23 protein-coding genes are annotated in these 25,646 nt (G+C 44.7%); 13 read left to right on the top strand and 10 right to left on the bottom strand.

What is annotated here, in order from left to right:
• Positions 1 to 134: 134 nt before the first annotated feature.
• The 3 genes from QUB11_RS17605 to QUB11_RS17595 form a co-directional block, all read right to left on the bottom strand.
• Complete coding sequence (locus QUB11_RS17605) at positions 135 to 2,345, bottom strand: NHLP family bacteriocin export ABC transporter peptidase/permease/ATPase subunit (protein ID WP_333204586.1); 2,211 nt, start codon at positions 2,343 to 2,345, stop codon at positions 135 to 137.
• Between the two features lie 224 nt (positions 2,346 to 2,569).
• Positions 2,570 to 4,357, bottom strand: coding sequence for an NHLP bacteriocin system secretion protein (locus QUB11_RS17600; protein ID WP_333204584.1), 1,788 nt, complete (start codon positions 4,355 to 4,357; stop codon positions 2,570 to 2,572).
• A gap of 768 nt (positions 4,358 to 5,125) precedes the next feature.
• Positions 5,126 to 5,275, bottom strand: coding sequence for an isochorismate synthase (locus QUB11_RS17595; RefSeq protein WP_333056328.1), 150 nt, complete (start codon positions 5,273 to 5,275; stop codon positions 5,126 to 5,128).
• Between the two features lie 126 nt (positions 5,276 to 5,401).
• Here QUB11_RS17595 and QUB11_RS17590 point away from each other — a divergent pair, with 126 nt between their 5' ends.
• The 8 genes from QUB11_RS17590 to crn3 all read left to right on the top strand — a co-directional run bounded on the left by QUB11_RS17590 (position 5,402) and on the right by crn3 (position 12,373).
• Positions 5,402 to 5,563 carry a hypothetical protein gene (locus QUB11_RS17590; RefSeq protein WP_333204582.1) on the top strand — a complete coding sequence of 54 codons (162 nt, stop codon included), beginning with the start codon at positions 5,402 to 5,404 and terminating at the stop codon, positions 5,561 to 5,563.
• Between the two features lie 210 nt (positions 5,564 to 5,773).
• On the top strand, positions 5,774 to 7,177 hold the full coding sequence (locus QUB11_RS17585; protein ID WP_333204580.1) for a nicotinate phosphoribosyltransferase: 1,404 nt from the start codon (positions 5,774 to 5,776) through the stop codon (positions 7,175 to 7,177).
• 146 nt (positions 7,178 to 7,323) lie between these two features.
• Complete coding sequence (locus QUB11_RS17580; protein ID WP_333204578.1) at positions 7,324 to 7,923, top strand: nicotinate-nucleotide adenylyltransferase; 600 nt, start codon at positions 7,324 to 7,326, stop codon at positions 7,921 to 7,923.
• Positions 7,884 to 8,633, top strand: a complete 750-nt coding sequence (locus tag QUB11_RS17575; RefSeq protein ID WP_333204576.1) for an NrtR DNA-binding winged helix domain-containing protein — start codon at positions 7,884 to 7,886, stop codon at positions 8,631 to 8,633. The genes QUB11_RS17580 and QUB11_RS17575 overlap by 40 nt, the downstream gene beginning before the upstream one ends.
• Before the next feature lie 70 nt (positions 8,634 to 8,703).
• The gene (locus QUB11_RS17570; RefSeq protein ID WP_333105335.1) at positions 8,704 to 8,997 is read left to right on the top strand and encodes an isochorismate lyase; all 294 of its coding nucleotides are present in this window, start codon (positions 8,704 to 8,706) and stop codon (positions 8,995 to 8,997) included.
• Positions 8,998 to 9,084: 87 nt separating this feature from the next.
• Complete coding sequence (locus QUB11_RS17565; RefSeq protein WP_333204574.1) at positions 9,085 to 10,911, top strand: NAD+ synthase; 1,827 nt, start codon at positions 9,085 to 9,087, stop codon at positions 10,909 to 10,911.
• A 19-nt stretch (positions 10,912 to 10,930) separates the two neighbouring features.
• Positions 10,931 to 11,860 carry a DUF192 domain-containing protein gene (locus tag QUB11_RS17560; RefSeq protein ID WP_333204572.1) on the top strand — a complete coding sequence of 310 codons (930 nt, stop codon included), beginning with the start codon at positions 10,931 to 10,933 and terminating at the stop codon, positions 11,858 to 11,860.
• 180 nt (positions 11,861 to 12,040) lie between these two features.
• Positions 12,041 to 12,373, top strand: coding sequence for a CRISPR-associated ring nuclease Crn3/Csx3 (gene crn3, locus QUB11_RS17555; protein ID WP_333083735.1), 333 nt, complete (start codon positions 12,041 to 12,043; stop codon positions 12,371 to 12,373).
• An 887-nt stretch (positions 12,374 to 13,260) separates the two neighbouring features.
• On the opposite strand, the gene ureC is transcribed toward crn3, so the two are convergent.
• The 5 genes from ureC to QUB11_RS17530 all read right to left on the bottom strand — a co-directional run bounded on the left by ureC (position 13,261) and on the right by QUB11_RS17530 (position 18,390).
• Positions 13,261 to 15,051: an urease subunit alpha gene (gene ureC / locus QUB11_RS17550; protein WP_333204570.1), complete on the bottom strand. Its 1,791-nt coding sequence runs from the start codon at positions 15,049 to 15,051 to the stop codon at positions 13,261 to 13,263.
• Between the two features lie 179 nt (positions 15,052 to 15,230).
• Entirely contained in the window at positions 15,231 to 16,358 is a 1,128-nt protein-coding gene (locus QUB11_RS17545) for a glycosyltransferase family 61 protein (RefSeq protein ID WP_333204568.1), read from the bottom strand.
• A gap of 338 nt (positions 16,359 to 16,696) precedes the next feature.
• On the bottom strand, positions 16,697 to 17,014 hold the full coding sequence (locus tag QUB11_RS17540) for an urease subunit beta (protein WP_333204566.1): 318 nt from the start codon (positions 17,012 to 17,014) through the stop codon (positions 16,697 to 16,699).
• A gap of 34 nt (positions 17,015 to 17,048) precedes the next feature.
• Complete coding sequence (gene ureA / locus QUB11_RS17535) at positions 17,049 to 17,351, bottom strand: urease subunit gamma (RefSeq protein WP_015179363.1); 303 nt, start codon at positions 17,349 to 17,351, stop codon at positions 17,049 to 17,051.
• 163 nt (positions 17,352 to 17,514) lie between these two features.
• Positions 17,515 to 18,390 (bottom strand): urease accessory protein UreD, encoded by an 876-nt coding sequence (locus QUB11_RS17530; RefSeq protein ID WP_333204564.1) that lies wholly within the window; start codon positions 18,388 to 18,390, stop codon positions 17,515 to 17,517.
• 203 nt (positions 18,391 to 18,593) lie between these two features.
• Between QUB11_RS17530 and fmdA the strand changes: the two genes are divergently transcribed.
• Together fmdA and QUB11_RS17520 are read left to right on the top strand one after the other, a co-directional pair.
• A complete protein-coding gene (fmdA, locus tag QUB11_RS17525; protein ID WP_333204561.1) occupies positions 18,594 to 19,769 on the top strand; it encodes a formamidase in 1,176 nt (391 codons plus the stop codon).
• Positions 19,770 to 20,056: 287 nt separating this feature from the next.
• On the top strand, positions 20,057 to 20,320 hold the full coding sequence (locus tag QUB11_RS17520; protein WP_333204560.1) for a zinc ribbon domain-containing protein: 264 nt from the start codon (positions 20,057 to 20,059) through the stop codon (positions 20,318 to 20,320).
• A 113-nt stretch (positions 20,321 to 20,433) separates the two neighbouring features.
• On the opposite strand, the gene QUB11_RS17515 is transcribed toward QUB11_RS17520, so the two are convergent.
• Together QUB11_RS17515 and QUB11_RS17510 are read right to left on the bottom strand one after the other, a co-directional pair.
• Positions 20,434 to 21,780, bottom strand: a complete 1,347-nt coding sequence (locus QUB11_RS17515) for a photosystem II assembly protein (protein ID WP_333391271.1) — start codon at positions 21,778 to 21,780, stop codon at positions 20,434 to 20,436.
• Positions 21,740 to 22,663: a radical SAM protein gene (locus tag QUB11_RS17510; RefSeq protein WP_333204556.1), complete on the bottom strand. Its 924-nt coding sequence runs from the start codon at positions 22,661 to 22,663 to the stop codon at positions 21,740 to 21,742. The genes QUB11_RS17515 and QUB11_RS17510 overlap by 41 nt, the downstream gene beginning before the upstream one ends.
• A gap of 197 nt (positions 22,664 to 22,860) precedes the next feature.
• Here QUB11_RS17510 and QUB11_RS17505 point away from each other — a divergent pair, with 197 nt between their 5' ends.
• The 3 genes from QUB11_RS17505 (at position 22,861) to QUB11_RS31305 (ending at position 25,374) form a co-directional block, all read left to right on the top strand.
• Entirely contained in the window at positions 22,861 to 22,986 is a 126-nt protein-coding gene (locus tag QUB11_RS17505) for a hypothetical protein (protein ID WP_333204554.1), read from the top strand.
• Positions 22,987 to 23,222: 236 nt separating this feature from the next.
• Positions 23,223 to 24,998 carry an ATP-binding protein gene (locus tag QUB11_RS17500; RefSeq protein ID WP_333204552.1) on the top strand — a complete coding sequence of 592 codons (1,776 nt, stop codon included), beginning with the start codon at positions 23,223 to 23,225 and terminating at the stop codon, positions 24,996 to 24,998.
• 85 nt (positions 24,999 to 25,083) lie between these two features.
• Complete coding sequence (locus QUB11_RS31305; protein ID WP_445300784.1) at positions 25,084 to 25,374, top strand: 7-cyano-7-deazaguanine synthase; 291 nt, start codon at positions 25,084 to 25,086, stop codon at positions 25,372 to 25,374.
• The last annotated feature ends 272 nt before the right edge of the window (positions 25,375 to 25,646 follow it).

Below are 25,646 nucleotides of genomic sequence, written 5' to 3'. Positions count from 1 at the left end.
CAACCCCTACTCCCCACAAGAAAACTCATTTGTGGAACAGGCGACATCTTGCCTGTTCTGGCTCTCCTGCTCATTTGTGGAACAGGCATCTTGCCTGTTATTGAGAATGATGAAATGAGGTTAATTGCTGCTGTTTATTGTTCATTCCCAACCAAAAGAGCATAAGATCCTCCCAGCTTTTGCAACTCCTCATGAGTGCCTCTCTGAACAACTTTTCCCCCTGCTAGCATAATAATTTCATCGCAATCTCGAATCGTACTCAAACGGTGAGCAACCACAATACAAGAAGTACCGCGACGCCTCAAATTGCGATCGATAATTAACTCTGTTTCAGCATCCAGAGCACTCGTTGCTTCATCCAGCACCAACACCGCTGGATTCCTCACTAATGCCCTGGCAATTTCCAAGCGCTGCCGCTGTCCGCCACTCATATTTGTCCCCCCTTCATTGAGTTGAGCATCGTATCCTCCCGGCATATTCAAGATAAGTTCGTGAATTGCCGCATCAATGCACGCTTGCACTAAATCTGCTTCCGGTACTGTCGGGTCCCAAAGCGTGAGATTTTCCCGAACTGTTCCGGCAAATAGAAATATCTCTTGTTCGACCATTGCCAGCGAATTTGCTAGGATAGAACGGGGAATCAAATTGCGGGGAACCCCGTCAAATAAAATTTCGCCATTCATTGGTTCGTAAAGGCCTGTCACAAGTTTGGCAATAGTAGATTTGCCAGAACCGCTGCCCCCCACTAACGCTACCCGCTGACCAGGTTTTACGGTTAAGTTCAAGTTGTCAATTAGCGGCGCTTCCAAGCGGCTGTAGCCAAAACTGACACCGCGCAATTCAATCCAGCCCTGCAAATGAAAAGAATCTGGTGCAAGGGCGGCGCGGCCGTTTCCACTATTAAAAGAATCGCGGTCTGCTTCAGGATCGATCGGGTTTTGCAGAACGTCATCAAGTCGGTTTAAATCGGCTTCTAATTCTTGCAGAGTGCTGCCAAAGTTGACTAGATTGTTGACTGGTCGGAGGAATTGTTGAGTGAGACTTTGATAGGCAATTAACATCCCGATACTCAAACCGCCGTTCATCACCCGCAAGCCCCCAACAACTAAGATAGCAGTTGCAGCTAATGCCGTTAAAAATGCTGGTAATATTGACAATATTTGAGTGGGCAAAGCCAATTCTTGCTGGGCGTTGCTCATTTTGGCATAGTACCCGGCAAACTTAGAAAATAAATCGAATTCTAAACCGCTAGCTTTGACAGTTTCTATAGATTGAATGCCTGCAATCGCAGCACCGCCAACCTTACCTGTTTCCTGAGCTAATCGGGTGTTAGCATCGACGCGGCTGCGGGATAAAGATTGCAGTGCCAAAAAGTTTAAGGCTGCAAAAACAGCGGCAACACTGGTCAATACCCAGTCGTACATCACCATAATTATTGCATAGAAAACCATCATCACCGCGTCGATCGCAGTTGCAGCAAGTTTCCCCGATAAAATTTCAGCAACCTTGTCATTAACTTGGCAGCGGCTGCTAATTTCACCTGCAAACCGCTGGGCGTAAAATCCAACAGGCAAGCGCAAAGTATGCCAGAGGAACTGTCCCGACATCGAAATCGCAAGCTTGTTAGCCAGCCGCCGCAAATAGAAAAGCCGCATCCGCGCTAGCAGCCCTTGGACGGCCGCCGCAAACAGCATTCCCAATATTAAAGGTCGCAGCCACTCGTGACGGTTTTCGACGAGAATTTCATCCACAAAAATTTGGGTAAATGCCGCGCCAGCCAAACGGGGAACAGTCAGTAATAAACCAGCAATTAAACAAAATGCGATCGCCCAACGGGAACTTTGCAATCGGGAATCTAAAGCACTGGCAATACTGGGTTTTTTCCCACCCTTTTTAAACTCCGGCCCAGGCTCAAAAGTCAAAACAACGCCAGTATAAGCAGACTTAAATTCTTCTAGGGAAACAGTCCTCGGCCCCGATGCGGGGTCGTTGAGGTAAACGCGCTTTTTCTTCATCCCCTCAACCACCAAAAAGTGATTGAAATTCCAAAAAACAATAAAAGGTGGGGGTACAGTTTTCAACTCTTCGACAGTTTTTTTAAACCCTTTAGCATCTAAGCCGTAAATTCTGGCTGCTTTGAGGATATTAGAAGCTTTACTGCCATCGCGAGAAACGCCGCACTCGCTCCGCAATTGAGCTAAAGGTACTGGGTGTTGGCAGTAACTCAAAATAATTCCTAAAGCAGCAGCACCGCATTCTACTGCTTCCATTTGCAGCAGTGTGGGAGTACGAACTCGCCTTAAGTTGCGCGGTGTAACAAACTTGTGAATATCGGGTATTTTCATCGGCTATAAGGCTGAAACCCATAATAAATTTTGCTGGTATTCGAGTCTAGATCCCCCTAAATCCCCCTTAAGAAGGGGGACTTTGACTGCTCTTGTCCCCCCCTTCTTAAGGGGGGTTAGGGGGGATCTAGACTTCGATATAAACAAGAGAAACGGTCGGTGTAACGTATTTCTTGTCAGCAATTATCTATCCCTGGGGAAGAAAAAAAACTGACTAATAACGGTTAGTAAACGCCAGTCAAAGAACGAAAAATAGGAATCACGTAAGAAATCGGCGCTAACTGCCCGATTTGAACCCGAACTAGCGCCGTAGTACCGGGGGAAATCTTGAGAGGAGGCCCGTTCGATGAAGACCATTTGTAACCGCTGATAGTGTTCGGATCTTGTTGCAATTCCACAAATATTTGCACGGGAGCACCGCCACCAGCTATGTTTTTTGCGATGCTGTCAGCCAAATTTTCATTGCCGATAATTGCCGACATATCTTGATTAGTAACCGGAAAAGGAGAAACTTGGGTTACTTTGCCGACAATGCCGCCGTAGCGTTCCCGCTTGACGACGCTAGGGGTAACTTGCACGGTCATTCCCGGTTTAATTTGCTTGCCGTCTCTGTCAGCAAAATACACAAGACTGACCATTTTTTCGCGAGAATTTTTAGCTTCAACCGTCCCGATTCTTGTACCGATGTTCAGCATTTGGCCGGCAACGGCGCTAACTTCCAAAACGCGGCCGTCGTATTGGCTGGTAACTTTGCTTTCGGTAGCTAACTGATTCTGCAAGTGGGCAATCTTGCGTTTAACTTCCTGAATTTGATTTGTTTGGGCGATCGACTTCTCTAAATCTTGTTGAGCTAGTTTGACCGCTTGGGTTTCCATGTCTTTAATCTTAGTTTTGATTTCGTCAATTTTATTCAGGTTTTGCAGGTACTCCCGTTCGGTGTTACTTTTCTGAACTTTAAGTTCTTGGAGATTGTTTTTAATTTCGTTAAGGCGGTTGAGATTTTGCAGGTACTCCCGTTCGGTATTGGTAGCTTCTACCTTGAGTTGCTGCCGGCTGTTTTTGATGTCGTCAATTTTATTGAGATTTTGCAGGAATTCGCGATCGCTATTGGTTTTCTGAACGTCGAGTTCCTTTAACTGCGTTTCAATATCCGCCAGTTGCATCTGAGAGTCCGCGAATTCCTGTCTCGCTTGCAGCATTACATCCTCGCTGATCGCCCTCTCTTGTTCGTAAAGAACGCGGCGAGTTTCAAACCGCTGCTGCAAAGTTTCCACCAAAGAAGCGATGTGCTGTTTTCGCTGCAAAAGACTGTCGCGTTTTTTGGCGATCGCGGCCAGAGTTTGCTGCCGTAATATCGGCGCAACTTTTTCTCGCCGCAAACTTTCTTCCAAACTTTGGCGTTTTTCTGCTAAGGCTGTCAGAGTTTGCTGCCGCAGTACCGGCGCAATTTGTTCGCGACGCAAACTTTCTTCCAAACTTTGACGTTTTTGCTCTAATGCCGCCATACTTTGCTGGTGCAATATCGGTGCAACTGACTCTCTATTCAAGCTTTCTTGAAGGTCTTTTTGCTGCTGTTGGAGGGTTTTTAATTCCAGGGCAATCTGCTGTTTTTGCAGCTTATTAGTATCTTGCTTTTGTCCTTGCAGTTGGGCTAATTTGGCTTTTTCTTGTTCTAGCTGCTGCTGGAGGTCGAGTTTATTAATTCTGCCGATTTCTTGACCCCGTTTAACAACATCTCCCGGCTTGATATTTAGCTTTACCAATTGACCGGAACTAGCAGCTTGAAATTGCACGACGCGGCGGGGCAGAAGCAATACGCCTTGACCGGAAACAGTCAGCGGAATTCGCCCGATCGCACTCCAAACCCCCGCAGCAGCAACTAAACAGCCAATTGCAGTTAGTGGCAGCCACGATCGAGGACTAACCACCTGCATCATTTCGTCGAGGCGTTCCGGTGAAGATAAGCGATCGATCGCTTCGGTAGTGAAAAGTTTGTTTTGTTTTACCTGCATCAGCTATTCCTTTCGAGAGTGCGATCGCGGCTGTAAGCAGGGGTGTATTTGAAGGGGAAATTCCTTGCAAGTCAATTGAGGCACAAACAATTTCCCAACAAACGTTCAAAGCTTCCGTGCAATTACTTGAATGTTCTCACTCCTGTTTGCAGCTTGCCTGTAACATCACTTTACGACAATTAACCCTCGTAAGACCTAACTAACAGTAGAGTTTTCAGCTAACAAAAAGACCAGCTTACAGCCAGTCTTCAGACCGGGGAATGACCCGAACTTTCGGCTAGGTATCGCCCGCAGCCAGGGCCTACACATTGGTCACCAGTTAAGCTAAAAACACTTTTGTCAATGGGTAGAATTACTCTAAAGTATCGAAGTAGCAACTTAAAATGTGCTGCGATTTGTTCAATGAGGTCGGTAAAACATTTACGACACCTGCAAGGATTGCTATATAGTTTGATTTTTGATAAAATTAGTGAACCAACCCCAGTGCAACAAAAGGTTCTAGTTTTGCTTGGGGTTTCTCTAATTTATACGCAGTAAACCGCGGCCAAAAATCTTTATTTCAAAAGCTTACTCTACACTGAATATGCCTTTTGTCAATTGTGGAAGTTCAATGTAATTGGTAATGGTAGGTGGGGTAGAAGGAAGGGAAACCCTACCATTACTATTAACATAACAGTCAAAAGTTAACAGTCAACAGTTAATTGTTAACCGTTGACTGTTAAACTGAATGCCTGTGCCGAACTCGCTAGAAACGGCGGGAATGGCTGTTCATTCTTTGGATTTAGCACTTTTGGAAAGCTTACCCTCAAAAGGTTGAACTCCACTATTGGGATAGTTGTCATCGCTGGGGCTAAAAATCCGCACCGCTGCTTCCGAAACGTAACGCATCGCGTTTGCCAAAGATTTAGAAAGATTCATAGAATCTGCCTCTCTTGTCTGAGTTCTGATACTTTTAATATTACTCTGATTTTTTGGCTGTGGATGAGTTTAGCAATATTTATTTGAATTACTTATTGGTCTGCAACAATAAAGCAAGCTGAAGGTTTGAGAAATTACGCATTTTTGGACGATCGACCTTTTGGTGGTAGATTTTTCCTTGCTCAACTCAAGCAGTCGCGATCGCCCTCCGACGCTCAGAAACCGCGTTCTCTAACTCTATTCAAAGGCTGCAAGGAAATATTTTCGCAAAAAACCAGGCACGCTTGAGTGTTTGTGCTTAATTCCTGAGTTTGTTAAATTCAGTATTTATATGGACTTTACCATAATATTAATCTACAAATTAACCTCAATCCGCTATTAAAGGGCATAAGCAGCGAATTTATCCGACAAATATCTGCAATCTTCATCAAATATTTACAAAAAGATATGGTGTTTGTCACTATAATTAAGAAAAAGAAGTTTGTCCGGGGTTTTTTTATGAAAACTACCACAGAAAGCCTGCAGCTCACAGGTTTTGACGAAATCTTAGAAGACCGGGAACTGACGGTTTCTTCAGCAGATTACAGCCTTTTGACCGATCTCTACCAGCTAACGATGGCCGCTTGTTACGTCGGGGAAGGGCTCGACGGGCGGGCCGCGAGTTTTGAGTTGTTCGCGCGCAGGCTGCCAGAAGGTTTTGGCTACGCGATCGCGATGGGTTTGGCGCAAGTTATCGATTATTTGGAAAAATTTCGGTTTTCGCCGGCGCAAATTGAGGCTTTGCAGTCCACTGGGATTTTTGCTGGCGCAGGAGAGCGATTTTGGACTTTACTCGCCACAGCCCGTTTTACTGGCGATGTTTGGGCGGTGCCGGAGGGGACGGCGGTGTTTGCCAACGAGCCTCTGCTGCGAATTGAGGCTCCTCTGTGGCAGGCTCAGTTGGTGGAAACTTATTTATTGAATGCCATAAATTATCAAACTTTGATTGCGACGCGGGCAGCGCGGCTGCGGGATGTGGCGGGCCCGGAGGCTAAGTTGCTGGAATTCGGGACGCGCAGGGCTTTTGGGCCTCAAGCTGCTGTTTGGGCGGCTAGGGCGGCTCTGGCTGCGGGGTTCGACGGAACTTCTAATGTTTTGGCTGCTTTGAAGTTGGGCCGCAAACCTGTAGGTACGATCGCCCATGCTTTGGTAATGGCTGTGGCGGCCCTCGAAGGCAGTGAGAATCAGGCGTTTGCAGCTTTTCACCGCTATTTTCCGGGGGCGCCGCTGCTGATCGATACTTATGATACTGTGGCGGCGGCGCGGATGTTGGCCGATCGAGTCAACAGCGGTGAAATGCAGTTGGAAGGCGTGCGGCTGGATTCGGGCGATTTGGCGGTGCTGTCTCGGGAAGTTCGATCGATCCTTCCGGGCGTTCCAATTTTTGCTAGTGGCGATTTGGACGATCGAGAAATTGCTAAATTAAAAAGTAGCGGTGCTTGCATTGACGGTTACGGTTTAGGAACGAAGTTGGTCAGCGGTTCCCCTGTGAACGGTGTTTATAAGTTGGTGGAAATTGACGGAATTCCGGTGATGAAAGAGGCAAGCGGCAAGGTAACATATCCAGGAAGAAAGCAAATTTTTAGACATATTGAAAATGGGCAAATTCTCACAGATTGTTTGGGATTGTCGGGAGAAAATATTAAGAATTGCGATTCTTACTTACCATTAATGGAGTTGGTTGTAAAGGACGGCACACGAGTGCAGAAGCCGGAAAGTTTGGACGATATCGCCAAACGAACTGCTGCTTCTGTCGCCAGTCTGCGCCCCGAAACTCGCCAACTTGACAACCCGATTTCGCCGCAGGTGGAAATTTCTACAGATTTGCAGAGTCTCACCCAAAAAACGAAAAAGAGCCATTAGTCAGTAGTCATTAGTCATTAGTCAGTAGTCAGTAGTCATTAGTCATTAGTCATTAGTCAGTAGTCAACAATCAACAGTCAACAGTCAACAGTCAACAGTCAACAGTCAACAGTTAACAGTCAACAGTTAACAATTACCGATTCCCTATGCAGAAGATTGCTCTTTTTGGAACAAGTGCCGATCCACCCACAGCGGGACACAAAACAATTCTGAGTTGGCTTTCCCAACATTTTGATTGGGTAGCAGTTTGGGCGTCGGACAATCCTTTTAAGTCGCACCAAACTTCTCTAGAACACCGATCGGCAATGCTGCTGTTAATGATTCAAGAAATTAATTCGCCCAGACACAATCTTTGCTTGCATCCAGAACTCAGCAGTCCGAGGACTGTGGAAACTGTGGAACAAGCAAGATTGCTGTGGCCGGATGCAGATTTGACGCTGGTAATCGGTTCTGACTTGGTGGGGCAACTGTCTCGCTGGTACAAATTTGAACAATTGTTAAAACAAGTGGACTTGCTGATAGTACCGCGACCGGGTTATCCGTCAGAACAATTAGATTTGTGGCAGTTGAGGCGCATGGGTGCAGACGTGGCGATCGCATCTTTGAATGGTCCCAATGTTTCTTCTACCTTCTATCGGGAAACAGGAGACACCCAAGCCCTGACTCCGACCATCGAAGATTACATCAATAGGGAGCATTTGTACGCATGGCACGAGGCACGAAAAAGGGCGAAGGTTGCTCATTAGCTGACTTTAAAGTAGGAGTAGATAATGTTATTTTTTCCGTCGATACCGTGCAGAACCGCTTGTTGGTGCTGTTGGTAATGCGGCAAGACGAACCGTTTATCGATTCTTGGAGTCTTCCCGGTACTTTGGTGCGTCAGGGTGAGTCTCTTGAAAATGCGGCTTACCGAATTTTGTCTGAGAAAATTCGGGTAAAAAATTTGTATCTGGAGCAATTGTATACTTTCGGAGAACCGGGGCGCGATCCTCGGGAAATTACCAGGGGCGATCGCTATCTTTCGGTGAGTTATTTTGCTTTGGTTCGCTTTGAGGAAGCTGAGTTAATTGCTGGGAGTGTAGTGGCGGGTGTGGGCCACCGCGTCGGCGGCATTGCTTGGTATCCCGTGCAACAAGTTCCTAAGCTGGCCTTCGATCACAATCAAATTCTCGAATACGGATACCGGCGATTGCGTAACAAACTTGAATACAGTCCGGTAGCTTTTGAAGTTTTGCCGGATGTTTTTACTTTGAGCGATTTGTATCAGCTTTATACAACTATTTTGGGGGAAACTTTTTCTGATTATTCTAATTTTAGATCTCGATTGTTAAAATTGGGTTTTTTGTGCGATACCGGTGTTAAGGTTTCGCGGGGGGCTGGCCGCCCTGCTAGTTTGTACCGCTTTGATGCGGCCGCTTTTGCTCCTTTCAAAAATAAGCCACTGGTGTTTATCTAGCTGTTACTTGGATGACATTCTGGGATCAATTTAGTAACATTAGAATAGAAGCTATTAAGGAGTGCAGACGATGAAAGACCCTGATGAATGCGCTAATATTCACGAAGTTCGGGAGGAAATTGATATTATCGATCGAGAAGTGATCGAGGCTTTGAGCAAGAGATTTCAATACGTCATCGCTGCCGCAAGGTTCAAAACGAGTGAAGCTAGCGTTAAATCGTTCGATCGCTTTCACGATATGTTACAGCAGCGGCGCGAGTGGGCTCAAGAATCGGGTTTGAATCCTGATGTGGTTGAAAATATTTACCGGGATTTGGTAAATTATTATATTGAGGAAGAGTTGAAACATTACAAATCCAAGTAATCTTTCGCTACATTCAAATCTAGGACTATAGGAAAGTGAGTCCGCGCGGGCGGACTGTTAGCAATATTTATTAGGTGATTTGGTGAGATGAAAATTGCGATCGCACAACTCAACCCTACTATTGGTGATATCTTTGGCAACTCCAACCTAATTCTGGAGGCTGCGAAAAAAGCTGAGGTTGAGGGCGCAAACTTATTGCTAACACCGGAACTTTCCCTGATCGGTTATCCGCCGCGCGATTTGTTAATCAATCCGAGTTTCATTGCAGATGCAGGTGCACAGTTGCTGCAACTAGCGCAAGCTTTGCCGCCGGAGTTGGCAGTCATAGTCGGCACTGCCTTACCTAATGCTAATGCTGTTAAACTCGGCGGAAAATCCTTGTTTAATAGCGCTGTTTTGTTGCAAAATGGCGTGGTCAAACAAGTTTTTCATAAACGCTTGTTGCCTACTTATGATGTATTTGATGAAGATAGATATTTTGAACCGGGAGAAAACAGCAATTACTTTTCTATTGGCGAAGTCAAAATCGGCGTAACAATTTGTGAAGACTTGTGGAACAATGAGGAGTTTTGGGGTAAACGCAGTTACGCGGGCGATCCGGTTTCCGATTTGGCAAAATTGGGTGTAGATTTAGTGGTGAATTTGTCGGCATCGCCTTATTCTGCGGGGAAGCGGGGAGTGCGATCGGGTATGTTGCAGCACAGCGTCATCCGCTGCGGGATACCGATTATTTACGCTAATCAGATAGGGGGAAATGACGATATTATTTTTGATGGCAGCAGTTTTGCTGTAAATCGAAAGGGTGATTTAATTCAGCTATTAGCTTCTTTTGAAACGGATTTTGCGGTGCTGGAATATGACGCAGCTAAACAAGATTTAGTTGCCAGCGGGAACGGGCAAGATGCCCGTTCCACAACTGATTTGGGATTAGGTGAAGGACGACAAAAACTAGGTTCGATCGGCAGTGGCGTTGGCAGCGGCGGGAACGGGCAAGATGCCCGTTCCACAACTGATTTGAGTTTTCATCCGGCAGAAGGAGATGCCGAAATTTGGGCGGCTTTGGTTTTGGGAGTGCGAGATTATGTTCGCAAGTGCGGTTTTTCTAAGGTTGTACTCGGTTTGAGTGGCGGAATAGATTCGGCTTTGGTGGCTGCGATCGCCAGTTGCGCGATCGGGCCCGAAAATGTTCTAGGGGTGTTGATGCCTTCTCCTTATAGTTCGGATCATTCGGTTAATGATGCTTTGGAATTAGCCCGAAATCTTGGCATTGCGATCGAAATGTTGCCGATCGAGGATTTGATGGAAACTTACGATCGCACTCTCGCCAATTTGTTTGTCAATACAACTTTCGGAATTGCTGAGGAAAATATTCAATCGCGGATTCGAGGCAATCTGTTGATGGCAATTTCTAATAAGTTCGGACATTTGCTGCTTTCGACTGGGAATAAGTCGGAAATGGCGGTGGGTTACTGCACTCTCTACGGCGATATGAATGGGGGATTGGCGGTGATTTCTGATGTGCCGAAAACTCGTGTTTATTCGCTTTGTAGGTGGCTGAATTCTGGCGGATATGTAGGGGCGGTGCCCCCGTGCCCGCCCCTGGACAAGGAAATTATTCCGGTTAATATTATTAATAAAGCCCCGAGTGCTGAACTGAAACCGGGGCAAGTTGACCAAGATTCTTTGCCGGATTACGATGTTTTGGATGACATCTTGCAGCGGTTGATCGAACATCACGAATCGGTTCAACAAATTGTCGCTGCAGGACACGATGAAGCGGTGGTTAAACGTGTAGTAAAATTAGTGAGGCAAGCGGAGTTTAAACGGCGGCAAGCAGCCCCTGGTTTGAAAATTAGCGATCGAGCTTTTGGTACCGGTTGGCGGATGCCGATCGCCAAATCTTCCTTCTATTAAACGCATCATTAAACGCAAAATGGTTAACATCGACGGTACTTTCGGCTTCGATTTTCTCGCGGGAACTCTCAGCAACGATACGATGAGAGGATTTGCGGGTAATGATACTATTCAAGGTTTGGGGGGAAATGACCGAATTTTTGGCGATCGGGAAAATGATTCGCTAGCCGGAAATGAAGGCGCTGATACGCTGTCGGGTGGTCAAGGAAGCGATACAATCTATGGAGGACAAGGTGAAGATTGGATTTTTGGCGATCGGGGTAACGATTTGCTAATAGGTGGCGAAGGCGGGGATATCTTAACAGGAGGCGCGGGGGATGATTTATTTGTGATGGAAAAAACCGCCGCCGCATCTACTATTACAGAAGCCGATATAATTACAGATTTTGGCAACGGCAATGATCAAATTGTCTTGACCGAAGGCATGAATTTTAGCGATTTAGAGCTTTCAGTTTCCGACAACCAAACTATTATGAAAGATAAAAATTCTGGTAATTATTTAGGAGTTGTCTCGGGAAATTCTAATCTGACTGAATCCAACTTTATGTCGCTGTTTGGCGGGATAGATATGGGTCAGCTTTTGCCAATTTCTGTTAACACGATTATAGCCGATCGCGCGATCGGACTGGAAGTGGCGCAAACTCCCCAAGAACAAGCCACAGGTTTAATGTTTCGCACAGAATTGCCAGACGACAGGGGAATGCTTTTCCCCATCGAACCCGCGCGAAACGTGCGTTTTTGGATGAAAAACGTGTTGATTGAACTCGATATGGTTTTTCTGCGGGAAGGCGTCGTGCAGGCGATAATTCCTAACGTACCGCCGTGTTTGAGCGAAACCTGCCCCAACTACGGCCCGGATGTTCCCGTTGACGGAGTTATTGAACTCAGAGGCGGAAGGGCGGCCCAATTGGGACTCAAAGTTGGCGATCGGATTCCCAATTTACCCTAAAAAGGTAGATGATATCATGTCTGTTTGATTCGGACTTGTATGATATTAAATTTTGTAGGGGCGGGTTCACCAACAATAATTGCCCATAATCTACAATATAATAAACCCGCCCCCGCCCATACTACCGGACATGATATGATTTTATCGCGTCCTTCAACATTTTTGCATCCTATGAATCCTATGAATCCTATTGAATTAAAAATAATCCCCCATCAAACTCAAGACGGTTTAGCTTACCAACATTTGCGCTTGCGAATTACCACTCAAGACGGTATCATCACACCCGATGATTTACAAGGTTTGAAACTTCCTCAAGACGTTCAATTAAGCCAAGGAATTGTCATTGAAGGTAGAGGAGCAATTTGGCTGTACGGGTATTTAGTGCACGAATGTCATCCGGCGGCTTGGGTTGGATGTTACGATCCGCGATTAGAAGGTGCGGTGGTAGTAGCGACGCACAAGCACGAGGTATCAGTTGGACAGGTATTAAAATTGAGTTTACCAAGCGATTAAGACTCTCCTGAGTTTGAGGTGATAATAAATAAAAAATAAGGTGTTGCTTAATCAGGGTAAGCTGTGGAGCATTTAAACCATTAACGATCCAGGTAAGGTGCGTCAGAAGCGAACACAGACTATACATGGGAAACGCTTATTTACGCTGGGCACCCTACTAAGCTGTGTTGCATCTAGATTGCCTATGGTATTAGAGAGGGAGAGGGGGAGAAGAGGAGAGGGGGAGAGGATTTGACGATTTTTGATGGGGACTCGAAATATACAATTTAAATGCACAACAGCTTATCCTCCTTTAAATGCGTAACCGCTTATGAAAAAAAAGTTGAAAATTCTCAAGCTTTGTCGATACTGGTTTCTATGACTGGCATATTTAGTCTTTCATACCGTAAATCAGCAACGCCAAAAATCAAAGTCTTGTGGGGATTAGGGGTTGGGCGTCCCGCCCGCCCTGAATATACAATTTAAATGCGCGACAGCTTACCGAAGCTATTGAGCGGGATTAATATTGCACTTTATTTTTGGTTTTTGTGTCAGGGTTTGATAGTGCGATCGCTCAATTTTTCTAACAGGAAATCAAATCCCGAATGAAGTAAGATGAGGATTTGCCATTGGGTGGGGGCGGGTTTTTGAGATTGTCGGTTTTGGGCAAATATTGTTGGTAAAACCCGCCCCTACATGATTGTATAATCGGTTAAAACTGAGAGATTGCACCATTGTCAATTAGCTTTTTCTGAACAGGCTTTTCGGCCTGTTCCACAAGAAAATTTATATGTTGTGGAACAGGCCGAAAAGCCTGTTGCTGACGCAAAATGCCTGTTCCACAAGAAAATTTATATGTTGTGGAACAGGCCGAAAAGCCTGTTGCTGAAAATGGTGCAAAATATCAGTTAAAACAAAAAGTACCGCTGGGCCATTGGCAAAACTGTTGCCGGTTCGCAAGTTAACAATTCCCCATCCGCCCTAACTTCATAAGTTTCTGGATCGACTTCCATTTGTGGCAAATAATCGTTGAGTTTCATATCTCTTTTACTAATTTGTCGCGTGCCAGAAACTGCTACAGTGGGCTTTTGCAAACCGAGCTGTGCGGCAATATCTCGATCGCGCGCAGCTTGGGAAACAAACGTCAGACAAGTCGCCCCAATCGCCCCGCCAAAACTGCCAAACATCGGCCGCATATGCACCGGTTGCGGCGTCGGAATGCTGGCGTTAGCATCTCCCATCTGCCCGTAGGCGATCGCCCCTCCTTTAATTACCAGTTCCGGTTTCACCCCAAAAAAAGCCGGCCGCCACAAACACAAATCCGCCAATTTCCCCTCTTCCACGGAACCGACATACTGACTAATTCCGTGAGTAATTGCCGGATTAATTGTATATTTCGCAATGTACCGCTTCACCCTAAAATTGTCATTTTCTCCCCCTGTGGAACGGGCATCTTGCCCGTATAAATCACCTGTGGAACGGGCATCTTGCCCGTATAAATCACCTGTGGAACGGGCATCTTGCCCGTTCAAATTCCCCCTTTGCACTTTCATTTTATGTGCAGTTTGCCAAGTCCGAATAATCACCTCCCCAACTCTTCCCATCGCCTGAGAATCAGAAGAAATCATACTAAACGCACCTAAATCGTGCAAAATATCCTCAGCAGCAATAGTTTCCCTTCTAATTCTCGATTCAGCAAAAGCCACATCTTCAGGAATGCCTCGATCCAAATGGTGGCAAACCATCAACATATCTAAATGTTCTTCTAAAGTATTGACAGTGTAAGGGCGAGTCGGGTTAGTTGACGAGGGCAAAACATTAGCTTGTCCGCACACTTTAATAATATCCGGTGCGTGTCCGCCGCCAGCACCTTCGGTATGGTAAGTGTGAATAGCGCGATTTTTAAATGCGGCAATTGTAGCTTCCACAAATCCCGCTTCATTGAGAGTGTCGGTGTGAATTGCAACTTGCACGTCGTACTCGTCAGCTACACTCAAACAAGTGTCGATCGTTGCTGGTGTAGTTCCCCAATCTTCGTGGAGTTTCAAACCCATTGCACCGGCAAAGATTTGTTCAATTAATCCTTGAGGTTGACTGCTATTTCCTTTACCTAAAAACCCTAGATTTACGGGGAAAGCGTCAGCAGCTTGCAGCATTCGGTACATATGCCAAGGCCCCGGAGTGCAGGTTGTGGCGTTTGTACCCGTTGCGGGGCCAGTGCCGCCGCCGATCATTGTCGTGATTCCAGAGGCGATCGCCACTTCTATTTGTTGCGGACAAATAAAGTGAATGTGAGTGTCAATTCCCCCAGCCGTGAGAATCATTCCTTCACCGGCAATTACTTCAGTACCAGGCCCGATAATAATATCTACCCTATCTTGAATATAAGGATTTCCGGCTTTACCAATTTTGTAAATTTTGCCGTCTTTAATGCCAACATCTGCTTTAACAATTCCCCACCAGTCTAATATTAAAGCATTAGTAATTACCGTGTCAACAGCGCCGTCTGCATTAGAAATAGGCGACTGTCCCATGCCGTCCCGAATGACTTTGCCACCGCCAAATTTAACTTCATCTCCGTAGGTTGTAAAGTCTTTTTCAACTTCTATGAATAATTCTGTATCGGCTAACCGGACGCGATCGCCCACAGTCGGCCCGAAGGTTTCCGCGTAAGCGCGGCGCTCCATTCTGTAACTCATGCTCGCTCCCAATATTAATAAATTTTTAGTTAGCAGTTGAGACCCACTTGAATTATAGTATGTGACGAGTTCCTCAATCTGCAACAGTAAAAAAAAATACAACATTAGGCACGCTTTAAAACCCCGATCGGCATCAATTCTTGCCAAGCGAAAATCGAAAATGCTATGAACGGGCAAATTTACTCCAGCTTTTTCTGGATTTCCCTTTTCAAAATCTCCACATCCACCGTCATATCCATGCCAATGAAACTCCAATCTTCCGCTACATTGTGGTCATCAACCATACGGGAGTATTCTAATCCCAATAGCTGGCAAATGTAATAGAAATATGGCGGAGTGTACCCTCCATAAAAGAATTCCAATACTTTCGTTCCCGGCTGACACCACAGCAAATTTGTAAAACCAGCCCCGTGAGGGCCGACAACCACCGCCGCTTCTGCAAACAGACGAATTTGTTCATCAACAGGGCGCGAGATATCTTCCAAAATTTCAAAATCAAATTCTTTCAAAACCTCTCGCACTTGTAATTCATTTTTAACCTGACGCCTGCCGCTTCTAGACAGATAAAGTTTTCTATAAGGCTTTACCTTTTCCTTAAGACAGAATTTTTTCCGCAAAAGCTCTATATCGTAAGGACTGGGAAAATACCAGTCTTGATTGTTTCCCACCACCACACTTTCTGCATGATATCCCGTATCTCTAGCCCTAGTGTCGATTAGTGAACTTTCAGGAATACCGAGTTTTGTCATAAAGCCCAACTCAAAATCTGTATGTCGTAAAGGATAACAAATTTTGGCTTCTTGCCAAATTTCCTTACCAAAAGCCTCCTCAATTCGACAAAGTTTAGCCAGCACAAAAATGATATAATCATAATAACTGCACCACAAATGCGACCAAGGAGCAACTACCAACGGATAGGTAATTTGGTTAGGTTTGTAAGGCCATTCCAGAATGCCCGCTCCGCTAATCCGAAAATCCAAGTCTAAAAGCAACTTGTTATTCAGCAGCGTGTTGCCAGACGTACAAATAGTTAGAGAATTTATTTTTTGATTCCGGGAAATCTTCCAAACATAATCTGGGTCAAAAGACACGGTTTTTTCCGTTGCAAAAAACCGAGAAGGCACTTTATTTACCGAGGTTAATGCGGGTATATTGATGGGTTCATGCTGCTTTTTATAAACGATGCTGTCATCTAACAATTTGATGCTGGTGCGCCGATCTAACGGGGTTCTCCAGACACGCCTTGATGTGGCAAGCAAGCTCTGCTTCAAGGTTTGTTTGATCTGGTCAACTAATTTTGGGTTCATCACGCGCTTGTGCTGTATATCTTTGCAGTTTTAACAACCACGGTATACCGCAAACGGCAGATTGTAACTAGCTCAAAAGTAGGAGATTGAACTAACAAAAAAAAGCCAGAAGGCAGTTATACAGAAGGCAGAGAAAAAGTTTTGAGCTTACTTTATCACTCTCCATGCCTAGGGCTGGAAGTGATACAATTTTCGATTTTCGATTTGGGATTGGGATGAGCGATCACTATCATAGTGTGGAGAGAGCTTACAGTTGCATTCTTTTTTGAAAGTGCTTGGACTTTTAAGTTAAAAAGTTTCAAATTCCCAACTCAACAATCGTGAACTACCTTCTGGCTTCATACTTCAGCATCCAGATGACCGTTCACTTTTCCATTAAAACCGTAGACTTGACGACTACCAACAAACGGCACTAATTGAACTTCCCTTTCATCTCCGGGTTCAAACCTGACTGCTGTACCTGCGGGGATATCCAACCGCATTCCTTTTGCTTGTTCTCGATTAAATTCTAAGGCTTCGTTTGCCTCATAAAAGTGATAGTGTGAACCGATTTGAATGGGTCTATCTCCCGAATTTCCTACCAGCAACCGCACCGTTTGGCGATCGGCATTTAATTCTATTTCGCCTGCTGAAACAATCATTTCTCCTGGAATCATCTTTTCCTCCTATGAGTGTCTGTGGTTGATTTTTTTAACGGATCGGATCGTGCACTGTAACGAGTTTAGTTCCATCGGGAAAAGTCGCCTCAACCTGAACTTCATGCACCATTTCTGGTATACCTTCCATCACATCTTCCCGCGTCAGGAGAGTTGTTCCATAACTCATTAAATCGGCGACGGTGAGGCCGTCTCTGGCTCCTTCTAAAATGGCTGCGGAAATGTAGGCTAGTGCTTCTGGGTAGTTTAATTTTAAACCTCTTTGTTTCCGGCGCTCTGCTACTAGGGCGGCGGTGAAAATCAGCAGTTTGTCTTTTTCTTGGGGGGTGAGTTGCATTTTTATTCTTGTAAGTGCGATCGCATTATTGGGTTATGATATCGTTTACGGTTGTTTCTGAATGATTAAACCGCAAAGGGCGCAGAGGGCGCTGAGTCTCCAGAAGAGAGAGATGAATAATCTCGTTAGGAGGGCAATTATACATTGAAACTCAAATATCATCCTATTTTATCCAAACTCTGGGCAAACAGCAAGGGCGTTCTGAAAAAGATAAGCGCAGCAAGTGCCAAATGCTGACAAACCAGTCTCTCGCTGCGGTTGTGGATGAACCCCGATATCGGCACAGCAAACCGTTAGGAATACGAGTCACGCCGACGGTGGAATTACCAGGATAAATTGTTGCCTCAGATGGCAAATCTCGCACTTTTTCCACGAACTCTGTGGTGACGGGTTCGCCTACCCAAGCGAGGGTGGCGACTACGGGTTTTCCTGCGAGTCCGTGAGGACTTTCGAGCATTTTTTCTCCACCTTTGAGCAATTGTCTGTCAATCCATAAAGGGGTGTTTTCTTGCCAGATTTCGGTGTGCGATCGCCATTCTCCAGACAAGAACTTTTCGCCCCTAGCACTGCGTCCAAATCTGGTAATTTCCCACAGTAAAATCCTCGCTGTTGGTGCTAATTCTACCCGCAAATTTTGCCGATATATTGCGCCGTCAAAAACTATTGTTTCTTGGGGCAGCCATTCTAAATTAGCACCGGTATCTAGCTGAATGTCAATATTTTGTTGTGATTCTAGTCCGCTGCTACGATAGATTTTACCAGCGGCTGCCGTGGTAATCAAGGCTTTGGCGTTGGGTTGGAGGTGAAAATGGCTGGAAAGTCGATCGCCCCCGACAACTCCCCCAGCCGTGTGCAAGATGACGCTGTGACAAACGTCTTTCCCTTCGGGATAAAACGGGCGCTGCACCTTGAGGGGCGCTTGCATTTGATTGTGAATGATTTGAGTTGCACCGCTGCGGTTAGCGTAGACTAAATCCAGGTAGCCGTGCCATCCATTTTCAACTTGATCTATATGTTGTTTGGTCAAATTTTCAGTCACTAATTTTTTAATTTAAAAACATTCCCGATCAAAAACATACCACGACTGTGGCGCTTCCCTGCAATTAGTTAAATAATGATAATCGTTATCGGAAATATTTTTGGTTTCTGCACTTATTAGTATAATAATTTACATTTATCAACCATCAGATCGGCGAAGATGCGGGTACCATGTAAAAATCAGTAACTAGAGGAGTGCAGAATATGCCTCAAGTTCTCTTCAAAGTTGATTTGACCAAACCGATGTCCGAACAGGAATTAGTCGGTCACAATCGCTGGCATCCAGATATTCCAGCAGTAGTTTCCGTCAATCCCGGCGATGTATTTCGCATCGAGTGCAAAGACTGGACAGACGGACAAATTAAAAATGACGACAATCCCGACGACATTCGCGATGTAGACTTAACAGTAGTTCACGTTTTGAGCGGGCCAATTTACGTTAACGGCGCGCAGCCGGGGGATATTTTAGTAGTCGATATCCTCGATATCGGGGCTTTGCAAGGAGACGAATGGGGTTTTACGGGAATTTTTGCTAAAGAAAACGGTGGCGGTTTCTTGACCGAACATTTTCCGACTGCTGCTAAAGCAATTTGGGATTTTCAGGGAATTTATACCGCTTCCAGACACATACCAAAAGTCAGGTTTGCTGGGATTACTCATCCTGGTTTAATCGGCTGCGCTCCTTCTCAGGAATTGTTGAATAAATGGAACAAACGGGAAGCGGAATTAGTAGCAACAAATCCCGACAGAGTGCCGCCTTTAGCAGCGCTGCCGAACGCCAAGAATGCAGTTTTGGGGTCGCTGCAAGGGGCAGAGTTCGAGCGAGTTGCGGCAGAAGCGGCGCGCACAGTTCCTCCCCGCGAACACGGCGGCAATTGCGATATTAAAAACTTGTCGCGGGGTTCGAGAATTTATTTCCCGGTTTATGTCGAAGGTGCGAAACTTTCGATGGGAGATATTCACTTTTCTCAAGGAGATGGGGAGATTTCATTCTGCGGGGCAATTGAAATGTCGGGGTACATCGACCTCCACGTTGATATTATCAAAGGTGGCATGGATAAATACGCGATGGTCAACCCGATTTTCAAACCCGGGCCGGTGGAACCCCGCTATTCTGAGTACCTGGTTTTTGAAGGGATTTCTGTTGATGAATTTACGGGTCAGCAGTATTATATGGATGCCCACGTTGCTTATCGCCGAGCTTGTTTGAATGCGATCGAATATTTGAAAAAGTTTGGTTTTACCGGAGAACAAGCGTATTTACTGTTAAGCTGTGCTCCTGTTGAAGGTCGCATCAGTGGCATTGTGGATATTCCCAATGCTTGCTGCACTATTGCTTTACCGACAGAAATTTTCCAGATGGATATTCTGCCGTCTTGATTAGTAGGGCGGGCCGGGCCAGTCATTGGTGTCAAATTAACAAAGTAGTATCAGTCTGCTGGCTGAGTTCATAATCCTTCCGATCCCCCCTAACCCCCCTTAAAAAGGGGAGTAGGGGGTGGGACAAGAAATATTCTCAAAGTCAACCCCTACTCCCCTTATTAAGGGGGATTTAGGGGGATCGAGACTCTCATACAAGCGAGATATACATAGAGTTTCATTCTTAAATTGACACAATGTGTGGCCCGCCCTAGTCATTGCATCCAAATTTACCCTCAAAAATTGATATGCCTCTTTACGATTTTAAGTGTGAAACTTGCGGCATTTTTGATAAGTGGCGCCCTCTTGCAGAAGCAGATACACCGGTGCTTTGCCCGAATTGCGAAACTGTTGCTAAACGCATCTTTTCGCCGCCGATGATTCTAACTGGAAAGCTGCGGTTGAAAGGTCAAGAAAATCGGGAACCGGAGGTAGTTAAGCGTTCTGAGGAACCTAAACCGCAGCGGAATCGCGAACACCGAGGGGGACGGCCTTGGATGATCGGTCACTGATCCAGTCCGACAGTCAGGCAGGGGTTTGAACCCCTGCCTCGCAGCTCGCATTCGTCTAAAAAAGCAGCAAAAAAGGTCAAAAACTCTGTCACCAATTTTTAACTATTTTGTACTTATTTTTTTGCTAAAATAACATAGTCATCAACTGAATAATTTAAGTCATAAGGTAACTTAAAGTGCTGGCGAAAAAGTGGACTTATAAATTTCTGAACTGACAATTTTTCTCTAGCAAACTTTCCAAAGTTAGGATGGGATGTCCTGCTACCGGTTGAACTTAAATATTTATACCAAACTAAGTTTAAGCCCAGTTCATCAACAAATTGTCTTACTACACTTAGCTCCTGTTGGCAATCATCAACTCGATGAAGATTGTATGGTATCAGCAACTTCTTTTCTTGAATAATTAGCAAAGCGTAACCCGAATCATTCAAGCTGTTTGTAAATATATCCTTGTAAATCTGAAGGGATTTTTCTCTTCTCTCCTCATCCTTAAAAAAACAGTGAGAAATCACTATAAAATCAAAGAAGTTTTTCGGCAGTCTTTTAGATTGATTTTCCGTATCAAAGATACTAGAAGTGTCAAACCGAAAGTAAGCATTCATTGCCTGGGGTTCCATGTACTGCCGCCAAAACTGGAGTCCGCGATATTGAAAAGCTTTTTGCTGTTCCAGAGAGTAGTAGGATATGTGCATTGGTGGCATTGAAAAAAAGTTGCTACTGCTTTGCAGCAACAAACCGAGTCCGTAAGCAACAGTACCCGGCCCCGCCGCTATATCAAGGATATTAACTTTAGTTGGTAATAATCCAGCCTTGTAAATCAGGAACCAAGCTAGATATGTACAATAGACGTTATCGAGGAAATACCTGATTAAATAGATGTGAGGACTGAGTTCAAAGTTGTATTGAGGATCTTGTCCTTCTTTCAGCTTTTGAATATCGTCAATAGCTTGCTGAAGTAAATAATCAACATTATTTTTTTCACGACTCAAGTTATTAAGCTCGTTCTTGATGAAGCCAGCCAGATGTTTTTCAAAATTATTAAATACTTTGTCATCAATGCCAGTGCATTGAATCATACTTGCATCGCATTCTATCAAGTTGAAGGATTGTGAAATATGTTCAATGAACTTTGTGTCGGGAAACAAGGTTAATTCATCAATCCGCCCCAGCGAATCGTCAAGTTGCCCGAAGCTTAGTTGCATTTCTAATTCTTCTAAATGGCGATCGGCTTCTTTGATGCGATCATTTTTTTGATGCAATAACTTCTCAAGCTGTAGGCGCTCTTTAAATAGCTTCTGCTGCCATGAGAGTTTTGCCCCGGAATTTTCTATTTGTTTTAATAGTTGTTGGGCAACTCGATTATTTTGACTCTTAACGGCTTCGTTAAACTTATGGGAATGCCACCAATTGACTAGCGGATTACTCATAGCCAAATCCCTCTTTACCTTCCATAATCTCAACTCCCGGAAGCATCGCAATTAATTTATTTTTAAACTTGCGATAACTATGTTGTTCGCTATTGTACCACCAAGCGTACTTGTGTTTAAGAGCTAATGCTTCCTCGCGAGTTGACGCAATTAGCGATCGCGCGTTGCTGGCATGAAAATCCTGAATCACCACCCGATCTACAACTTCCAGCTTGCTAATAAAATTAGCTTCATCTTCCGGTAAGGTAGGGAGGAGTGGCGTCACAGTTATAGAAAATCTGACTTCGCAATTTTCTCGGTAAGGAAAGCTGTATCTCAGTTTTTCAATCGCTTTGAGTCTCGCAGGAATACTAGGCGATTTTGGTTCAAAATCTTTCCTCACTTTTTCGCTACCAGTGGGAATGCTCATGTTAACTCGCAATCGCTGAAATTGCTGTAAAATATCGATATCTCTAGTTATCATAGGACTGCGAGTTTGGATAACTAATGTCGGTTGATAGGGAATCATCACTTCTAACAAGTGCCTAGTTAGTTGTTCTTTAGATTCAATGGGCTGATATGGATCAGTGACACTACTCATGTAAATGCTAGGTGAGCGATCGGGTTGTTTTTTGTACCATCTTTGCAACTCTTTATTTAGAATTTCCGCTGCATTTTGCTTAATGATTACCCAATTTCCCCAATCCTGCCGCATCTCTGAATTAGGGCTAAAAGCAGCAGCATAACAATAGCTGCATCCATACTGACAACCGCGGTAGGGATTTAGCGTAAAATCGTAAGCATTGATAAATCCAGTAGCTTTGTTAAGCACTGACTGTGCATTTTGTCCATACACTTTGGCACTTCCGAAATTCTCCCGGACTGCTAAAATGTGTTTTTCACCGAGGGAATATTTTTTAGACTGATACTTTACCATTATTTAACCTGCTACAGTATTAGAATAGAAAAGGTTTAAAAATTAGAAAGGCGATCGCGCTTCGAGCTTACTACTTCACTGTACCGCACTCAACAAATGTCAGCAAAACAGTGGAGGATTACTCTACTTTATAACATTTTTTTAATGAGCCAACAAGTCAACTTTATAAACTTCATGCTAAGCTCGATCGACAAGTAATGCAAGCTTACGGATTTATTGACAGCGACGATATTTTAGCAAAAGTGCTGGAATTAAACCTAGAACTGGCAGAAAAAGAAAAACGGGGAGAGCCGGTAGTTGGGGCTTGTGTTCCAACTGACTAAAAATACTAATCGTTGTTACCATAAAGTTGGTAAATTTGGGTATAATCACAGAGATTGTTGATAGAGATCACAAACACTTTAGTATAAAAACCGAGATAATAGGGGAAGAGTTAAGTTTTGAGCTAAAGATTTCCAAATTCAAAATTAAACAGTCAAAACTGCTTTCCGCCTTCAGCATTAGTGCTTTCTGCTTTTCTTCGCTCAATTACTCCTGATTTCTTTGGGAGGAACTTCCAATGTTATTATTTAACCACAGTCAGTCCAAAAATAGCAAAGTAGAGCATGAGAACTATGCTCAAAAAAAATTGTTACCGACTTCAACTATTAATCTAACTGGGCTAAAGGCAGAATGCAACCATTTGCGGATCGGTCAAAAAATTAGCTATGGCTATGCTTTAGCTATCGGCATAGCGATTGTGGGAACTGGTGCGGGAATGAGATTGGGAGACTACTTTCGCAAGCAAGCTTTAGTTGAGGTGAATGTTGCTGGGCAGCAGCAGCAAATGCTACAAAATTTGCAAAATACCGTATTTGAAGCCCGATCGCACGCGGCGAGATTGCCAGTTGTTTTGGGAAACACTGTGGCGCTGAAATACGAACACGATCGCTTTGTTGGGCAAATCAATCAGGCGAAAATCCTGATTTCAGAAATTGAATCTTTCGCACGAGAAAATCCCGATAGACTAGCAACAGAAGAGGCCACATTGCAGGCTTTCTTGAAGAAATCTGCCCTCGTCATTGATTACTACGGTCAGCTAATTAAATTGCAGTTAAAAGAAGCGGAAGTTTGGAATTTGCAGCCCAACAGCCTCGAATCCGCACAGCTACAAATGTTGAGGACTAGCAGCGGTCAAGAGGCGATCGTACTAGATAAGCTTGCTCAAAGTTTAACCGAGCTAATTTCTACAGTAGAAATTCACAAACAGCAAGGAACCCAAGCATTAGAAGAAGCTGAAAATTTGCGAAACCGAATTATTCTGGGGAGTATGCTAATTTCAGCACTCATCGCCGCCGCGCTAGCCGACAAAACCAGCCGCGCGATCGCCCAACCCCTCGAAACCGTTACTAATTTTGCTCAGCAAGTCACTCGCGAATCGAATTTTAACCTGCAAGTACCAGTCACAACCGACGACGAAATCGGAGTTTTAGCTGTCTCTTTCAATCAATTGATTCAGCGAGTTAGCGAGTATACCAAAGAACTCAAAGAAACTCAATCCCAATTAATTCAAACCGAAAAAATGTCATCTCTCGGTCAAATGGTGGCAGGGATAGCCCACGAAATTAACAATCCTGTCAACTTCATCGGGGGCAACATTGACTATGCCAACCAATACATCGAAGATTTGGCAGGTTTGGTAACTCTCTATCAAGAATATTATCCCAACCCACCAGATGCCATTCTAGAGCGCATCGAAGACATTGAACTCGAATTTCTCAGAGAAGATTTGCCAAAAACCCTCTGTTCGATGAAAATGGGAGCCGATCGCATTCGCGAAATTGTCGTATCCATGCGGAATTTTTCGCGATCGGACGACGGAAAAATGAAATCTGCCGACATTCACGAAGGAATTGATAGCACCCTCGTCATTCTCAATCACCGACTAAAACAAGGTATTCAAGTTATTAAACAATACGGCAATTTGCCTGCGCTTGAGTGCTATCCCGCGCAACTGAATCAAGTATTTATGAATATTATTAGTAATGCAATAGATGCGCTGGAGGAGGTGAAAAAGGAAGACAAAGGCTATTCGCCAACTATTTGGGTGAGCACGGAAATTACGGCCGACAATACTGTCACCGTCAAGATTCGGGATAACGGGCCGGGAATTGCCGCCACCAGTACCCAACAGATATTTGATCCATTTTTTACTACAAAGTCGATCGGCAAAGGTACTGGATTAGGATTGGCTATTTCCTATCAAATCCTTGCCAAGCATCACGGCAAAATTGAGGTGAATTCTCAAATAGGACAGGGCACGGAATTTGTGATTACTTTGCCAGTTGCTGCGTAATATTACGCGGCGCGACTTCGTTTTTGTTTGGACGTGCAAAAATTAGACTATCAAAGTCCTCTTGAGGCGTGCTGGTGATACGGGATTGTACCCCATCAGAGCTCCGTTGAGGCGATCGCTCCCTTCAAAGCGGTTGCAGGATAGCCAGACGCTTAAGCGCGATCGCACCCTTGATCGAATGTCCGAAAGTCTGCCCATCACCTACGTTATCGATCGCAATACAATTTTTCTAAGTTTTGGCATCGCTGGGGCCGAAACTCTCAACGCCGATGGCGTTTACATTAGCGTCAACACTTTAGATTATTCCGGCTATCGGGACTGTCGCCCCCATTATATTCAAGCCATGCAAGAAGTATTTCGGCTAGGGGCAAAATAGGGGAGAGAACGCGATGCACTCTCTATTTTAATACCTCTGATTGAGCTAAAAAAGACATAAATCATTAAATTAGGCAATAATGGGGGAGTGCCTTGCAAAAAAACTTGGTTTTGTTACGGCGGCGGTAAAGTTGCTGACGGCGTTGGCAATTCCTGTGAGGAATGAGAATTAAATAACTTCCACTCTTGAAAGTGGGATGGGCGTCCCGCCCGGCCAAAAAGGACGGGCGGGCCGCCCATCCCCCAATAACAATGAAAATTGGAAGTTATTTA

The organism is Microcoleus sp. B6-A1 (assembly GCF_036705085.1).
In the GTDB taxonomy this organism is placed as follows: domain Bacteria; phylum Cyanobacteriota; class Cyanobacteriia; order Cyanobacteriales; family Microcoleaceae; genus Microcoleus.
The sequence above is the reverse complement of the archived record's forward strand: the minus strand, read 5'-3'. Positions and strand labels throughout refer to the sequence as shown.